This window comes from Amycolatopsis sp. NPDC039088 (assembly GCF_055598845.1).
Genome location: NZ_JBVKAE010000041.1, coordinates 1 through 15,620, shown reverse-complemented (window position 1 = coordinate 15,620; position 15,620 = coordinate 1). Strand labels below are relative to the sequence as shown.

General features: G+C 69.2%; 13 protein-coding genes. 7 read left to right on the top strand and 6 right to left on the bottom strand.

Annotated features, from left to right (window positions below):
- Window positions 1-15: 15 nt before the first annotated feature.
- Window positions 16-369 carry a hypothetical protein gene (locus ACZ7KI_RS36365; protein ID WP_470277549.1) on the bottom strand — a complete coding sequence of 118 codons (354 nt, stop codon included), beginning with the start codon at window positions 367-369 and terminating at the stop codon, window positions 16-18.
- Window positions 366-698: a YbaB/EbfC family nucleoid-associated protein gene (locus tag ACZ7KI_RS36360; RefSeq protein ID WP_470277548.1), complete on the bottom strand. Its 333-nt coding sequence runs from the start codon at window positions 696-698 to the stop codon at window positions 366-368. The genes ACZ7KI_RS36365 and ACZ7KI_RS36360 overlap by 4 nt, the downstream gene beginning before the upstream one ends.
- A gap of 170 nt (window positions 699-868) precedes the next feature.
- Between ACZ7KI_RS36360 and mycP the strand changes: the two genes are divergently transcribed.
- A complete protein-coding gene (gene mycP, locus ACZ7KI_RS36355; protein WP_470277592.1) occupies window positions 869-2,131 on the top strand; it encodes a type VII secretion-associated serine protease mycosin in 1,263 nt (420 codons plus the stop codon).
- A 488-nt stretch (window positions 2,132-2,619) separates the two neighbouring features.
- On the opposite strand, the gene ACZ7KI_RS36350 is transcribed toward mycP, so the two are convergent.
- A complete protein-coding gene (locus ACZ7KI_RS36350) occupies window positions 2,620-2,928 on the bottom strand; it encodes a hypothetical protein (RefSeq protein ID WP_470277547.1) in 309 nt (102 codons plus the stop codon).
- A 19-nt stretch (window positions 2,929-2,947) separates the two neighbouring features.
- On the bottom strand, window positions 2,948-3,277 hold the full coding sequence (locus ACZ7KI_RS36345) for a hypothetical protein (protein ID WP_470277546.1): 330 nt from the start codon (window positions 3,275-3,277) through the stop codon (window positions 2,948-2,950).
- A 129-nt stretch (window positions 3,278-3,406) separates the two neighbouring features.
- Between ACZ7KI_RS36345 and eccCa the strand changes: the two genes are divergently transcribed.
- The 5 genes from eccCa (at window position 3,407) to ACZ7KI_RS36320 (ending at window position 10,941) form a co-directional block, all read left to right on the top strand.
- Complete coding sequence (gene eccCa / locus ACZ7KI_RS36340) at window positions 3,407-7,378, top strand: type VII secretion protein EccCa (protein WP_470277545.1); 3,972 nt, start codon at window positions 3,407-3,409, stop codon at window positions 7,376-7,378.
- Between the two features lie 83 nt (window positions 7,379-7,461).
- Window positions 7,462-7,839: a hypothetical protein gene (locus ACZ7KI_RS36335; RefSeq protein ID WP_470277544.1), complete on the top strand. Its 378-nt coding sequence runs from the start codon at window positions 7,462-7,464 to the stop codon at window positions 7,837-7,839.
- A gap of 9 nt (window positions 7,840-7,848) precedes the next feature.
- Window positions 7,849-9,279 (top strand): hypothetical protein, encoded by a 1,431-nt coding sequence (locus ACZ7KI_RS36330; RefSeq protein WP_470277543.1) that lies wholly within the window; start codon window positions 7,849-7,851, stop codon window positions 9,277-9,279.
- Window positions 9,280-9,291: 12 nt separating this feature from the next.
- On the top strand, window positions 9,292-9,708 hold the full coding sequence (locus ACZ7KI_RS36325) for a hypothetical protein (RefSeq protein WP_470277542.1): 417 nt from the start codon (window positions 9,292-9,294) through the stop codon (window positions 9,706-9,708).
- A gap of 9 nt (window positions 9,709-9,717) precedes the next feature.
- Entirely contained in the window at window positions 9,718-10,941 is a 1,224-nt protein-coding gene (locus tag ACZ7KI_RS36320; RefSeq protein ID WP_470277541.1) for a hypothetical protein, read from the top strand.
- Window positions 10,942-11,014: 73 nt separating this feature from the next.
- On the opposite strand, the gene eccB is transcribed toward ACZ7KI_RS36320, so the two are convergent.
- Together eccB and eccD are read right to left on the bottom strand one after the other, a co-directional pair.
- A complete protein-coding gene (gene eccB / locus ACZ7KI_RS36315; protein ID WP_470277540.1) occupies window positions 11,015-12,448 on the bottom strand; it encodes a type VII secretion protein EccB in 1,434 nt (477 codons plus the stop codon).
- Window positions 12,449-12,452: 4 nt separating this feature from the next.
- Window positions 12,453-13,835 (bottom strand): type VII secretion integral membrane protein EccD, encoded by a 1,383-nt coding sequence (gene eccD / locus ACZ7KI_RS36310; protein ID WP_470277539.1) that lies wholly within the window; start codon window positions 13,833-13,835, stop codon window positions 12,453-12,455.
- Window positions 13,836-13,937: 102 nt separating this feature from the next.
- Here eccD and ACZ7KI_RS36305 point away from each other — a divergent pair, with 102 nt between their 5' ends.
- On the top strand, window positions 13,938-15,362 hold the full coding sequence (locus tag ACZ7KI_RS36305) for a serine/threonine protein kinase (RefSeq protein ID WP_470277538.1): 1,425 nt from the start codon (window positions 13,938-13,940) through the stop codon (window positions 15,360-15,362).
- Window positions 15,363-15,620 lie beyond the last annotated feature (258 nt).

The window sequence follows — 15,620 nt, the reverse complement described above, 5'->3', positions numbered from 1 at the left end:
GACCGCGAGCGCCGATCAGCGGTTGACCGACGCCCAGATGGCACTGGCGGCCTCGGCGTCATGGGCGAGATAGACCGGCACCAGCAACCCACCGATTTCCGCGACATTGGCATAGAAGCCGGGAACCGTGCCCACGGCCGACCTGGCCTTCTCCGGCGCGAATTCCCCCGTCTCGTTCGTCAACAGTTCATGGAACGTCTTGCCCAGCAGGCCTCCCCCGACCCGCGTGGCGGCGACGATCCGGTTGTTGTCGCGGGTCCAGGCGTCACGGAGATCCGCGGAAGCGCCACGCAGGTTCCCCATGAAGGTGTTCGTCGCGTCCGGGTCCATGTCGGCGACGTCGTCACCGTTCAGGCTCAGCCAGGTCATCGGTGCTCCCCCGCGATCTGCCGGTCGAGTACGTGCAAAGCGGGCCCGAACCGCAGATCGGCCACACCGGGTTCGGGCTTGTCCGGCAGGTGGCCCGCGACGAGCTCGGCACACTGCTCCTGCGCGCGTTCATGGGCGCGGTGGATCGTGTCCGTTATGGACCGAGACAGTTCGGCGGAGTCGGGGACGCGGTAGACGCGTGGATCCAGGTGCAGCTCCACCAGTTCGCCGTAGCCACCGACGGTCGCGCTGATCAGCCCGTCGTCGGATTCGGCGGTGACCCGTAGTCCCGCGATCCGGTCTTGGGCGGCACGGAGTTCCTCTGCCATTCGCCGATAATCGTCGTACCTGTTGACGGACGTCTCCACGGTGCCTCCCACCTGTCTCCAGGCCAGTTTGCGGCCGTCAGGGCGCGGTGACCGCGCCGTGGCAGGTTGCGGCCAGCCGGCACCGGTGCGCCGGTCGACGTCCGACGATCGCCAGGGTGAAAAGACATCGGATGCTCGCCGCCGCGACGGCGCTGGCCGCACTCCACTGCGGCACCGTCTCGGTACCGGCGTACGCGGCCCCGCCCGCGGGGGCCTGCCGTGATCCGGAGCCGGCGCATGCGGAGGTCCAGGCGGAACCCTGGGCACAGCGCCTGCTCTCGCCCGAACGCGTCTGGCCGTACAGCCGGGGCGCCGGGGTGCTGGTGGCGGTGGTGGACTCAGGGGTCGACGCCGATCATCCGCAGCTCAACCGACCCGGAAAAGTACGTCAGGGCAGGGACTTCTACCTGCCGGGCGGACTGCCGGGTTCGTTCGACTGTGTCTCGCACGGCACCGGCGTGGCCGGCGTCATCGCCGCCGATCCCGTGCCGGGCATCGGTTTCCACGGGATCGCCCCGGACGCGGAGCTCCTCCCGGTCCGGATCACCGACCGGGATCTGAGCGACCAGGGCGATTCACTGCGGATCGACCCGCAGGTGGTGGCCAACGGAATCCGGTACGCGGCCGACCAGAACGCCAAGGTGATCAACCTTTCCCTGGCCGGGCTGAGCGACTTCGCGGTCATCCGCGACGCGGTCGCGTACGCCGTCGGGAAAGACGCGGTGGTGGTCGCCGCCGCGGGCAACTCCCAGCGGGACGCGAACTCCGGACTACCGTCCTATCCGGCGGGCTACCCCGGCGTGCTCGGGGTGGGCGCGGTGGACATCGACGGTGCCCGGATGCCCGCTTCGCAGATCGGCCCTTACGTCGGGATCATGGCGCCGGGCGCGAAGGTGCTCGCGACGACCCGCGTGGCGGGCCACGCCTACGTCGACGGAACCAGTTTCGCCGCGCCGTTCGTCTCCGCGACGGCCGCGCTGGTGCGGTCCGCGTGGCCGGAATTGTCCGCCGCGCAAGTCGTCCAGCGGCTGAAGGCGACGGCGAACCCGGCACGGGGCGGCCGGGCGAGCGCCGCATACGGCGCGGGACTGGCCGACCCCTACCGCGCGGTGACCGATGGACTCGACCCGGCGAAACCCGCGGCCCTGCCGGTGTATGTCCCCGGGCCGGTCGACCAGGCGGCCCTCGACCGGGCCGACCGGCTCAGGGAAACCGGGGCGGCCGCGAAATGGCTGACCGCCGCCGCGATCGCCGGGATCTTGGTGGCCGCGCTGGGAGTGGCCCTCGTGATGCGCGGCCGACGACGTCGCTGGCGGCCGGGCCGGGTCACACCTTTGCCGGCCGAACCGGCCGCGGTGGAACCGCCGGAGCAGATCTTCCTGCTCTCCAAGTGATGAACCATTCCTCGTGGGTACCCGCCGCTCAAACGAACCCGAACAGACCCACTCACGAGAAAAGGTCCCTGGGTACCGGCAAAGTCGAGATCTTGCAGGTCGGGGCGACTATTCCTGCGCTGTCACGGGCCCGCGCGCACCGGTGGCGGAGTTGATCAACGGAAGATCGGGCTCGATTCTGAACACCGGCGAGGCTTCGGTGTCCACAAGGGACACCGCCGAGCATTTGAGCATCCGATTGATGCCGCCATGTACGTTTCCGCATGGGGTCGCGAGGGGCGATTCGGGTTATTATAGAACAACCCACATCACTCACAACCCCCTCGCGAAACCGTGCAAGTCACCCAAACCGGGAGCATTTGTCTCGAAAAGTGTCTCTTGTGGATAGTCAAGAGCCGACCAGCACTTATGTGACTTCGCCGGGACCGTGAGAAAGGTCCCGGCGAGCCGAGCTCGCCGGGACCCTTTCGTCCTCAGTGGATGCTTATTCAGAGACCCCTGAGCAACTGCGCCGCTTGACGAGGGGCGTCGAGCAGGGTTTCGAACGCGTCACGCGTACCGCGCGCCTGCCCGATCTGGGTGTGGAAGGTTTCACTGGCCTTCGCCATGTCACCCTGCACCTGCTGCATCAGATCGTGACCGAACCCGGAACGAACCTCCGAGTCGTACAGGAAGCCGAATTCGTTCCGCTGCTGGCTGACGTTGTCGATCTGGTGATTCGCGTCGTCGGTGAGAGCGGTCGCCATCGTGTCGCCGGTTTCCCGGTGCGCGGTGACGCGTTCGGAATTCATCGCCATTATCAGTCTCCTTTCCGGATTACATCCTGGCCGCGAGGCCGTAGGTCGCCGATCCCTGAGTCAACCGCGACGCTTCCGAATCGTGGTCGACGATGATGCCCGCCGCGGTCATCATCCCGTCCGAAGTGTCGGTCGTCTGCCCGACGTGGACACCGGTCTCCCCGCGCCGCGACGAATCCACGTCACACATGGCGGGAACGAACGTCCCACTGCACGCGGCCGCTCCCTCGTCGACCGCGTTCGCGACCCGCTTGGAGCCGTCCGCCATGGTCTGGCCGAATTCCGAGAAACGCGACGACTGGGCGCGCAACGCGGCGGTGTTGTCGTCGATCAAATCCCAATACGACATGCTCGGTTCTCCTTTCCGTGCTCTCGCACTCTTCCCAGAGGCTAGGTCGCCTTACCGCCGTATTCCGGCCCGCGGCAAGTTCCTGCCATCGCCACCGGACGGGCCCGGTCTTCACGGACTATCGGTGACGTGGCGACAATCATGGTGAAACGGCCGAGCCGTCGGCCCGCTCCGGAAATGCCGGCCGGTGAGCTGATCCTGCAGCCACCGCCGGAGATCCCGCCGCCGCCCGCGCGGCAGTGGACGCAGATCTTCATGGTGTTGCCGATGGTGGCGATGATGGCGGCGATGCTGCTGATGTACTCCGGCAGCATGACCGGGCAGATCCGGTTCGTCATCTACGGTCTGATGGGCGTCGGCATGCTCGGCATGGTCGTCACCGGATTCCTGCAAGGCGGCGGTCCGAGCAAACGGGAAATGGCCTACGCGCGGCGAAAGTACCTGCGCCACCTGTCTCAGCACCGGCTGCGGCTGCGCCGTTCGGTGCGCCGACAGCGCGAGGCGATGGAGTACCTGCATCCGGATCCCGCCACGTTGTGGTCGCTCGCTTCGAGTTACCGGCTGTGGGAGCGGCGCAAGAACGACCAGGACTTCGGCGTCGCCCGGATCTGCCGAGGTCCGCAGGCTCCGACGCTCGCCCTGATCGCGCCCGACACCAAACCGCTCGAAGAGCTCGAACCGTTGTCGGCACTGGCTTTGCGCCGGTTCATCACCACCTACACCACGGTGGGCAGGTTGCCGATCGCGATCGCGGTCAACGGCTTCAGCCGGATCTTCCTCCGCGGCGACCGCACAGCGTCACTCGGCGTCCTGCGTGCGATGCTGGCGCAGCTGGTCACCTTGCACTCGCCCGACGACCTGCGCGTCGCGGTCTGCGTCGGCGAAGACCGGCGCGCCGACTGGGACTGGATCAAATGGCTGCCGCACGCGCTGCATCCGGAGCGTACCGACGCGCTCGGCCCGCTGCGCCTGGTCGCGGCCGGCATCCAGGGCCTGGAATCGATGTTGGAGGAGGAACTTGTCAAACGTCCACGCTTCGACCCGGAGGTGGACGTTCGCGTTCCCGGTCCGCACGTGGTCGTCGTGCTCGACGGCGGATCGGTCGCGGGCTCAGACCATCTGATGACCGGCGGTGGCGTCGAAGGGGTGACAGTGGTCGACCTCACCACGATGCCGCCGCGCGCACTGGACCGGACCTCGGTGGTGCTGGCGGTGGACACCGACGGCACGCTGGTCAGCGAAACCATCGACGGCGAAACCCCGCTCGGGCAGGCGGATACGTTCGGCGAAGTAGCGGCGGAAGGCCTGGCCAGGCAACTGGCTCCCCTTCGCCTGACGGCGGGCCTGCGCGGCGAGGCGCCGCTGACCTCGGAATTGGGACTCGCCGAACTGCTACAGCTCGGGGATCCCTACGAATTCGATCCGGTCGACACCTGGCTGCCTCGGCCGAACCGGGACCGGCTGCGGGTGAAGCTCGGGATCCAGGAAGACGGCACCCCGATCGAGATCGATCTGAAGGAGTCGGCGCAGGAGGGGATGGGGCCGCACGGACTTCTGATCGGCGCCACCGGTTCCGGTAAATCCGAGCTGTTGCGGACGCTGGTGCTGGCGCTGGCCGTCACCCATCCGCCGAACTCGCTGAACTTCGCACTGGTCGACTTCAAGGGTGGAGCCACCTTCGCCCGGCTGGACGCGCTCCCGCACACCAGCGCGGTGATCACCAACCTGGCCGACGAACTGCATCTGGTCGACCGGATGACCGACGCGATCAACGGCGAGCTCATCCGCCGCCAGGAACTGTTGCGCGCGGCCGGCAACTTCTCGTCGTTGCGGGACTACGAGAAGGCACGGGCCGCGGGCGCCCCGCTGCCCGAAGTCCCGACGCTGCTGGTGATCTGTGACGAGTTCTCGGAACTGCTGTCCGCGAAACCCGATTTCATCGACATGTTCGTCCAGATCGGCCGCGTGGGCCGTTCGCTGGGGGTACACCTTCTGCTCGCCTCGCAACGGCTCGACGAGGGCAGGCTGCGCGGGCTCGAGGCCCATCTGTCCTATCGCGTCGGCTTGCGGACGTTTTCCGAAATGGACAGTCGCGCGGTTCTCGGCGTGGCCGACGCGTTCCATCTGCCACGAGCACCGGGGCACGGCTTCCTCAAGGTCGGCACCGAGCCGATGGACCGGTTCCGCGCCGCCTACGTGTCCGGCGTCTACCAGCGCGAAACCGGGATCCCGGTGCCGTCGACCGGACGGGAACAGCTGGAACTGCACGAGTACACGACGTCGTATGTCGCTCCGGAGGTCGGCTTCGACGACGAAGTGGAGGACACCCCGGAGGACGACGACACGGCTGTCGGCGAGACGCTCCTCGACATCCTGGTCGACCGGCTGGAAGGCCAGGGCACTCCCGCGCACCAGATTTGGCTGCCGCCGCTGGACGAGTCGCCGACGCTCAACGGGCTGCTGCCCGGCCTGCTCGTCCACCCCCAGCGCGGGCTGACCGCCGGCTCACCCGAGCGGGCGGGCGCGCTCCGGCCGACGCTCGGCATCGTCGACCGGCCGTTCGAGCAGCGGCGCGATCCGCTGGTCCTCGACCTGTCCGGAGCGGCGGGCCACTTGATGGTGCTCGGCGCGCCGCAGACCGGCAAGAGCACCGCCGTGCGCACGCTGATCACCAGCCTCGCCCTCACCCACACCCCGCGGGAGGTGCAGTTCTACTGCCTGGACTTCGGCGGTGGCACGCTCGCCTCGATCAGCGGCCTGCCCCACGTCTCCGGTGTGTCCGGCCGGCTCGACACCGGCGCGGTCCGCCGCACGGTCGCCGAAGTGGCGGCCCTCCTGGCCCAGCGGGAACGGATGTTCGCCGAACACCGGATCGACGGCATCGTCACTTACCGGCGGCTCCGGGCCGAGGGCAAGTTCCCCGAAGACCCGCACGGCGACGTGTTCCTGATCGTCGACGGCTGGCTGACGCTGCGCAACGACTTCCCGGAACTGGAGGACATCGTCAACGACATCACCGCGCGCGGCCTGTCCTTCGGTGTGCACGTGGTGGCCTCGTGCACCCGCTCGTTCGATCTGCGGATGAACGTGCGGGACCTGTTCGCCAGCAGGCTCGAATTGAAGATCGGCGACCCGATCGACTCGGCCATCGACCGCCGCGCCGCGATGAGCGTGCCCTCCGGCGCGCCGGGCCGGGGGCTCGCCATGCAGGGGCATCAGATGCTGATCGCCCTGCCCCGGATCGACGGTAGTCCCGATCCGGAAGACCTCGCCGACGGCCTGGCCGCCTTGGTCGAGGCGATCCACAAGGCCTGGCCGGGCGAACCCGCGCCCTCGGTCCGCCTCCTGCCCGGTGTCCTGGGGTACGAGGAACTTCCCGAGACCGACGAGCTCACCGGCGCGAACGCCGGGCTCACCGTCGGGATTCACGAAAAGGACCTCTCACCGTTCCGGCTCGACTTCGCCGCCGACCCGCATTTCCTCCTGCTGGCCGACACGGAGTCCGGCAAGACCGCGTTCCTGCGCTTGCTGGCCCGGCGGATCACCCGTACCTACACCCCTGAGCAGGCGAAGATCGTGCTCATCGACCACCGGCGGGGCCTGCTCGGTGAAGTCGGGGACGAACACCTGCTCGCCTACGGCACCGGCGACACGCACAGCCGCGGCATCCTGACCGAACTGGCGGGGATCTGCGAACAACGGCTGCCCGGCCCCGACATCACGCCGGAGCAGCTGCGGGCACGCGACTGGTGGCAGGGCCCGGAGATCTTCGTTCTCGTCGACGACTACGACATGGTGGCCACGCACAAGGAACATCCGCTGCTCCCCCTGCTGAATCTGGTCGCGCATGGCTCCGACGTCGGACTACACCTCGTGCTGGCCCGCCGGACGGGCGGCGCCGGCCGTGGGATCTTCGAACCGTTCTTCGGCCGGGTCAGGGAAGTCGGGGCGCCCGGTCTGATGATGTCCGGCGACCGGGATGAAGGCCCCTTGCTCGGCGGGATGCGGGCGCAGGTGCTGCCACCTGGCCGGGGCTGGCTGATCGACCGGCGCGGCACCAAGGGCCTGGTCCAGCTTGGCTGGCTGCCACCGACGGCGTAGGACCGGCCGGTTCCTGTCGCGGCGGCCCGCCGTGGCTGGGGAAGTGATTGCCTTTCGGTAAGACTCGAATTCGGGAGTGGAAAATGGGACTCGGCGATCTGACCGATGCCGATACGGCGGCGATGGAGGTGTTCTCGGCCAGGGTTCTCGCGCTGGTGCAGGACATCCCCGAGACTCTCCGGTACCGGGTGGAACCCGCGTGTGCCGGAGGTCTTGGCGAATGCGGGGACCTGACCGACATCGAAGCCAAGGTCACGCATCAGCTCCAGAAGTTCATCACGGACGTCAGGTACGGGTTACACGCGTATGGCCTGTTCGTCCGCGACGAAGGAGCGAAATACCTCGCCGCCGCAGAGGCCGGCAGGCGGGAAATCCTCTCGGGCATCGCCAAACGGCAGGACAACGGTCTCCCTGAGATCGCGCCTGAGTTCCCTGTCGCCATCGTCGGCCAACAGAAGTAGGAGAGGCTGATGACCTACGCGGGCTTCCGGGTGGAGGATCAGTTCGCCCGGATCCGGGCCGAAGTCCAGCATGCCGACAAACTGGACAACACGGCCAAGATGATGGACGAGGCGAACCAGTGGATCGAAGGCAAACTCGTCGGGTTCGGCAACGAGGTCAAGACACTCGTACACGATGGCAACTGGGGTGACTCCGCCGGCGGGGAATTCGCTAGGCGCGCGGAGGAGGACCTCGGCTCCTTACGTACGTGGACGATGGAGACCAGGCAGGTCACGGACTACCCGATACCGGTATCGCCGACGCAGAACGCCTACGCCGTCCGCGATGCCGTCGACGGGATCTCGCTCACCGGTGTGGCCCGGATCCTCAGGACGCTGGCGAGCCATGTCCGGTCGACCTACGACTACGTGGCGGGACAGTACGCGGACTTTTCCCGCCTCGACGCGGAACAGAAGGCCCAGCACGAGAGGGAGTACAGCGAACGCATCGGCGGGCAACTGGACCAGCTGGCTTCGGAGTACTTTCTCGTGTCGTACTACGTGATGCCCCAAGCGATCGGCAAGGACTGGACCGGACCGAGGGCTTTCACTCCGTCGGACCCCGCGAATCCGGCCGGTGACGGCACCGGCCCGTCGGGAACCGGCACGAACGGAACCGGGGCAGAGGCGGGGACACCCGCCGAACCCGCGACTCCGGTCGAACCCAAAACCCCCACCACACCGGAAACCCCCGAGAACAAGGAAACCCCGCAATCCCTCATGAACGCCGCGTCCTCGTTGCTGGACAGCGGTTCCCAGGCCCTGGAGGCGGCGAGCGGGCTGTTGCAACAGGTCGGTGGCACGGATATCGGCGGTGAACTCGGCCGTCTCGAACCAGCCGAATTGTCCCCGCTGGCCCCCTGGCCAGATCCCCTGGACTCCGTTGGCCTGCCGAGTGATTCTTCTGGACTTCCCAGTCTGGCCGGTCTCGACGCGGGCGCGGCCGGAATCGGCGGCGGAGGTGGCGGCGGCATGCCCTCGGCGACGGGCTCGGTACCGATGTCCAGTACGGCAGGCCTTGGCGCTTCGATGCCGGGAGCACCGCTTCCCAGCGTCGGAACGACGGCAGGGGCCGCAGGCGCGTCGCGCGCGGCGGCGGGCGGGATGGCGAGTCCGGGGATGATGCCCGCGATGCACTCGCCGCACGCAGGCGGCGCGAATTCGTCGAACGGGATCCGCCCCGGAGCCGCCGAGCAGGTCAACGCCGTCCGATCACGGAAACCCGACAGCACACCGGGTGTGTCGCTGAGGGGCCGGACAGGGCGGCCCAACGCCGTCACGCCGCCACCCGCCGCCGAACGGCGCTGGGACGGCGAGAACACCGTCCAGTTACTCGACGAGGAACTGTGGCAGGTCGGCCCGGCCGGGCACGACGAACCGAAATACCGCACCGGACAGTGAAGGAGGGGGCTCATGCCCGATTACGTCGACGGTGATACCGAAGCGATGGCCGCCTATTCGGGTCAGCTCAAAGCACCGGACATGCCCGGTTCACTGGGCAGGCTGGGGAACGGACTGAACGCGACCGGATTGTTCGAGGGGATCGCGATGTCCTTGCTGGACAAGGCCGCGACCGCCGAGATGACGGCGTTCCTGACGAAGATCACCACGGACCTCGCGACGGATTCGACGAAGGTCAAAGCCATCTCCGCGGGCTACACCGCGGCGGACGCGGCGAGCGCACTGACACTGGCCTCGTCGTCCTTCAAGATCGCGCAACAGGGTTTGAGTCTGCTGCAACAGGCGTCGAGCTCGATCAGTCAGGCCCCGAAGTCCCCGACCGAACCCACCGAGACACCTGGAGCCGACGGCTCGCAGGCGAGTGTCTAGGAGCCGACGATGATTCCTTACCAGCTGCTTCCCATCGAGATGCACTTCGAGATGGCTCGCGCCGAGGCGCGCAAGGCCGGGGACCTGCTCCAAGCGGCGAGCATGTGGACCGACGTGCGCCGCTGGATCGACACGACCACCAAGGAACTCGGTACCCGCGTGGCCGATCTCAGTCCACACTGGACGGACGAGGCCGGACGGCTGCACGAAGAGGAGGCTCAGCGTACCCTCGCCGAGCTCAAGTTCTGGGGCGACCGGATCGATCTGGCCAAACCCGCCGAGACCCTGACGACGCTCGCCTCTCACGTCACGACCACCGCGGCGGCGGTGGCGGGACTTTACGCGGAGTACCGCCTCGCCATGCTCACCCCGTTCGGCGCGGGGGCGGCGTTCGCACTTCAGCAGGCGTCGGGGGTGAAAATGACCGAACTGGGCGGGCACTTCGACACCTCGATGCTCACCGTTTGCGCGGCCTCGGGCATCGAGTCACCCGCCGACCTGGTGACATCGCAGGAAACCGTGTCGGCGGAGGGGAACTCACCGACCGACTTCCTCGCCGCGGCCGAGGCCGGGATGACCGCGCTCACCGAATTGCAGAGCCTCGCCGAGACGGCGGGTTCCCTGGGCGGTGGAACGGGCTCCGAACTCCCGGCCATCGAGGGGCTGAAGGGGGTGAACGGGGTGAACGGGCAAGACCCGTCCTCCGGGATTTCGCTGGCGGGGCTCGCTCCTCTTCCGGCCGCACCTGGCCCGCTCCCCTCTCTCGGCGGGTTGCCCGGCGGTTCCGGTGCTCCACCGATGCCGTCGGGCCTCCTCGGAGGCATCGGCGCGGCAGGAGGCTTCGGCGGTATTCCGACGGGCGCAAAGCCGGTCGCGGGGAAGCGGGCGCCCAGCCTGGCGTCGGAAATCCAGCCTGGTGCGGCGAACCCGGCGGGGGCAAAGGCCGCGGGGACAGGAGCCCCGCCGATGATGTCGCCCCACGGTGGTGGCGGACAGGCCACGGCGGGCACGCTGCGACCCGGCTCTCGCGACCAGCCGACCGGGCGGAACGGAGCGTCCCGGCGGGCGTCGTCCGGGAAGAGCGACGGCGTTCCGGCGAAGTTGCGCGGCCGCGCCGCCAACGGCAATCCGGACGCCGGGTTCACCCTCGCGAGGGGTCGCCAGTCCGCTGAGTCGGAGTCGGGCTCGGTGCAGATGCTCGACGAAGACCTCTGGCGGCCGAACGCCCGCTGAGCCGCACGCCGTGAAGGCCTCCTTCCCTACTCTCAAGGTAGGGAAGGAGGCCTTCACGGCTTTCGAGCGGCCCTCAGCCGCCCAGGGTCTGGCGCTGCGCGGCGGCGGGGTCCAGGCTCGGTCCCTCAGGCAACCTCGCCACCAAACCGGCCGGAAGCCGAACGGGACGCGCTGACGGATAACCGAGCATCTTCAGTACATCCGGCGAAGCCAGCGGATAGCGGCGCCCCATGTCGGTCACCACGGTGAGCGTCCCGGCCGGAGCCTGCGCGGAAGGCATCGCCTCGACGACGATCGCGCTGCCGGGCGGCACGTGGACGCGGTCCGCGAGCGGGGTCCCGGCGGCGGTCCGGCGGGCGGTGGTGGACATCGGATCCGCGGGCGGCAGTGCGGGATCGACGGTCAGCGAAGGCGCTGCGGCGTTGTCGCCGAAAGTGGCGCACACGGTGGCGTCCTGGTCGCGCAGGCGCGCGATCGCGGGCCGGGCGGGCGGCGCCGCGCCCGCATCGGCCTTGATCGGGTCCAGTTGCCGCGACATGGTCGCGAGAGAAGGCGGCAGCGGCACCGTTTTCGGTTCGGCACCGGGATAGGCGGCCATCATCTGGGCGCTCGCGCGCTGGACGTCGTACTGCAGTTCGGTGATGGGCCGCAGGGCGTCTCGTTCGGCGAGGTAGTACTGCCTGCCACCGCCGGAGGTCTGCACCATCAGCAGCATCCCGTTCCGGACGTCGGTCCGGCCCGGCACCGCGGTGGACGCCTCTCCCGCCGCGGCGACGGGAAGCGGGCCGATCGGCGCGCCTTCCGGGAGCACGTCGAGCCACGCCCGGCCGACGCGTGCCCACGGTTCGGCGGTGAGCGCGAGGCCGGTGCCGACGGCGCCGTAGTCGTTGATGCGGTGCCGATGCCCGCGCCACACGACGAACCGGTCGCCGGTCGACGTCGATTCCACCAGCAACGCCTGGTCTCCCAGGTCCGCACCGCCGGACGGCGAGGCGCCGGCCAGCAGGACCGACTCCTCGATCCGGCTGCCTGCCAGATCGCTCGCGGGCGCGGAGCACAGCGACCACGAGCCGGTGAGCAGTTTTTCGGGTCCGGGCAAGGCGTCCGGCGCGTCGGCGATGCCGATGCGGGGCCCTCTCGGGACTCCGGCGAGTGAATCGCGCGAAACCCGTTCCGTGGTGCCGTGTTCGCCGAGCAGCAACAGCGCGGACGCGTAGTTCGCGACGGGATGCAGCCGTTCGCCGAGGTAGACGTAGCGGGTCCCGGTCTCCTTCTCCACGATCACCGCGGAATTCTTGCGCCAGGCGTTGTTCCCGCCCGGCACGATCATTCCGTACACCCCGACGCACGCCAGCGCCACGATCGCCAGCGCGACCCCGGCGAAAGCGGCACCGGACGGACGGCGGAACGGCGGCTGTTCCGGATCGGTCTCCCTGGTCACGAGCGCGGAAATCGCGCGCTGCACCAGGAACTGGTACGCCTGCAGTTGATCTCGTTTGGACGCCACGGTTTCAGCCCCCCAGTCCGCGCACGTAGCCGTACAGGCCGAGCACCGAACACGCCACCGGCACGATGGCGATCGTCACCAGGATTTCGAAGTACTCGGCGATCCGGCCGAGATACGGGTTCGCGGCGCGCGTGCTCAGCACGACGCCGGACGCGACCACGACGGCGGCCACCGCCAGCGACAGCGGCCCCGCCAGGACGAGCAGCAGCGAGCGGTCCGCCATGAGGGGCCCGGCCAACAGGCATCCGGCGCCGAAGATCCCGGTCACCAGCACCAGCAGCCGCTGCCGCAGGATCGGATACAACCTCGCCCGCACCAGGAATCCGGCCGCGAGCAGGGCCACGAGGACGACCGCGGCCTCGCTGTCGCCGCGGATCAACCGCGACTGGCAGTACATGACGACGATCGCCGCACCGCCCAGCATCCCGGTGAGCAGCGCGTCCGCTCTGGCCACGGCGGCGTGCACGAGATCGAGCGGTGGCTGGGGATCGTCGCGGACGAGGTCGGCGGTCGAGCGCGGCAGCACCGGCATCGGCACCCGGCCGAGCCGCAGCGCCAGCGGCGCGAACGTGGTGGAGAGCACGAGCACACCGCCGCCGATCACGGCCGCCGAACGATAGCCCGCCAGGTCGTCGAACGTGGCCAGCCAGCCGCCGAGCACACCGAGCACGCCCACCGTGGCCGCGCCCGCGAACAGTTCCGGCGCGGCGGTCACCCCGAGGTGGCCGACGACGGCCGCGAGCAGCAGCGCCGCGCTCGCCAGCAGCAGGTGACCGGCGGACAGCTCGCCGAGGGGATCATCGCCCGCCAGCAGCAGACCGCCACCGGTGAACGCGAACGGAAGCGCGACGGCGGCGAGTACCGCACCGGCCCCCGCGTCGCGGAGCGCCCGCGCGAGCAGTACGCCCGCGGCCAGCAACAGCGCGGAAACGGCGAGGGCCCACGCCGCCGGGGTCGTCCAGGGCGGACCGGCGCGCAGGACCGCGACCAGACCGAAGAGCACCGCCAGCGCACCGGCCGCCAGTCCGGCCTGCCGCGTATGCCGCGGCCCCCAAGCCTTGCCGGTGCGGCCGGAACCGGTGGCGATCGCGTCCACGAGGTCGTCGTACTCGGGCTCCGGCCATTCGGTACGGCGCGGTGTCAGATGGAGGATCTCCCCGTCCCGGACCCGGTGCGCGCCCAGCGTCCGGTCCGGGTCGAAGGCGGTCCCGTCGGCGCGGCGCAACTGCCAGCCGCCGACGGCGACGCCGTCGTCCGCCATCCCCTCGCCTGCCCGCGCGAGCAGGCCGGGGAGGATTTCGGCGACGGACGCGTGTTCCGGCAGCGCCATGTCGATGCGCCGGTGCGGAGTGGTGATGGTGACCCTGACCAGGCCGGCAGTCTGCATGGGAAAAGGGTCTGCCAGCGACCGCTCCGGCGGGCCGCTTCGGCAGGAACCTGCCGCCGGGAAAGTACGCCGAAAGCGGTCTTCTTGCGCGACAATGGAGGCATGAGCATCGAGACAGGAGTCGGCGGACCGCGGCTGCTCGCGCAGGGCCCCGTCGCGACCGTCTACGCGGGGCGGGATCCCGCTACGGGCAACGACTTCGCGATCAAGATGTTCCCCGGTTCCTTCGACCGCGAGACCTCGGCGTGGCTCGAACGCGAGCGGAAGGCGCTGGCCGCCGTGCGGTCGACGCGGTCGATCCTGCAGATCGACGACGTCATGGCCTATCCCGACGGCCGCAGCGGTGTCCGCCGTGAACTGTGCCCGGGTTCACTCGCCGGACTGCTGGATTCCGGTACCCGGCTGGGGGTTTCCGACGTGCTCGCCCTCGGCGCCGCGATCGCGTCGGCGCTCGCCGCGGCGCACGGGGCGGACGTCGTGCACGGTGGGGTCAGCCCGCACAACGTGCTGTACCGGGCTTCCGGCGAGTTCGTGCTCGCCGATTTCTCGGTGGCGCTGCGACGGCGGTTCCCGCGCGACCCGATGCACGCGGTCGAGTACACCGCGCCGGAAACCCTGCGTGACGACACGCTTTCCGCCGCGTCCGACCTTTATGGACTCGGCGCGGTGCTCTACACCGCGTTGACCGGCGCGCCGCCGTTCCCCCGGCACACCGGGCAACAGCCAGGCGAACGGATCCTCCAGGTACTGCGGGAACCGGTGGCACCGATCCAGGACCCGAGCGTCCCGAGGGAACTCTCCGGCACCGTCCTCCGATTGCTGGCCAAGGAACCGGCCGACCGGCCGCAGGACGTTGCGTCGCTGGCGCGGCTGTTCACGAAGCTGCGTCAGCCGGGCGGCGAGGTCGTCACCGGAGAATCCGCCGACCTGCCAAGCGAAGAAGAGGAAGCCGACGTCGAATTCGACGACTTCGCCGAGGTTTCCCGGCCGGTCGCCGCCGCGCCGTCGGCCCCCCAGCTCCAGCCCGTGCGGGTGGTGCAGGCCCCACCGGCGGGTGGCCGGACCCTGATCCGCGAGTTCAGCGGCCCCCTCAAACGGGAACGCGAAATCCCCTGGCGGCCCGTCGCGATGGCCGGCGCCGGAGTGCTCCTCGCCGGACTGGCCGTGGTGCCCTTGGTTCTCGGCCCGGCGGAGATCGGCGGACAGGCCGTCCCGCTGGCGGCCGCGATCCCGCCGCCGTCACCGGCTTCCGCGCCCGCGCCGGACGTCAAGCTGGCCCTCGCCCCGCCGCAGGATCAGAGCGATCACGTCCAGCTGACCTGGACGGCGGAAGGGGAACTGGACTTCGTCGTGATCATGGCTGGCGAGCGGCTCGAGACGAAACAGCTCGTCGCGCACCGCCAGCGCGGCATGGACGTCCCGGTCGACCCGGCGCGTCGGTACTGCTTCCAGCTCAGGGCGACCGACGGCCGTCACGTCTACACCACCGACCCGATCCCGATCCGCGGCGCCCGCTGCAATCCCTAGCGCGTACGGAAGGGGCCTCACCTGGCTCCCGACTGTCCATAAGGGACACTTCTCGGGACAAATGTGTCCGATTTGGGTGAGTTGCGGGGTGTGGCGAGGGGGTCGTGAGTGATGTGGGTCGTTCTATTGAGGGGAAAGTCAAACGTGTCGTGTCGCGGGCTGCGGTCGCTGCTGCCTACGCGTTTCCCTGGTGGTGAAGGCTTCCTTGCCTACGCTGACGGTAGTGAAGGAGCCCTTCACTACCGTCAGGCGTGATCC